A 517-nucleotide genomic window follows, 5' to 3' on the forward strand; every position below is an offset into this window, starting at 1 on the left:
CCTGACTTCGACACTGGGACACCCAAAATCAAAAATCGAACATTTTTGCCAGTTTTTGCTGACTCTCGTTCAAAAACAGGGTTTTCCTCAGCTTTTTCCCTGTTGATTTGAGTTGGATTTCTACTGTGTAAATACCTTTTGCTATTTCAATTGCTTTTTGTGGTGAAAGGTTTGCTTCTTTTTCATTCAACTGCCTTTCGAGTTCCTTGTAGACCTTGTAAGCTACGAATGCAATGCTGATATGGGCTTCTATTCTCCTTTGTTTGTAATGGAAAACTGGTCTTACCTTGATATCATTTTTGGTTATTCTGAAGGCCTTTTCAATCTTCCATAAGTTGTTATAATTCTCAATCACCTGTTCTTTGTCAAGCTTTGTATTGGTGATGTAGCCTTTGAGACCGTCCCATTGCCCATCCTGTTCAAACTTTTCCATATCCAAGGCAATCTTTATCTCACCTTCCATTTTTAGGTATTTGTTATAGCCTCTGTTGTTGATGTGGGTTTTGTTGAGTTTCCC

Annotated in this window: 1 protein-coding gene; it reads right to left on the reverse strand. The window is 38.3% G+C overall.

The features are described 5' to 3' along the window. Nucleotides 1-28: 28 nt before the first annotated feature. Nucleotides 29-517 (reverse strand): IS1634 family transposase (locus MM236_RS19650; protein WP_241276703.1); only part of this gene is annotated, 489 nt, incomplete at its 5' end.

The organism is Belliella calami (genome assembly GCF_022549695.1).
GTDB lineage: Bacteria > Bacteroidota > Bacteroidia > Cytophagales > Cyclobacteriaceae > Belliella > Belliella calami.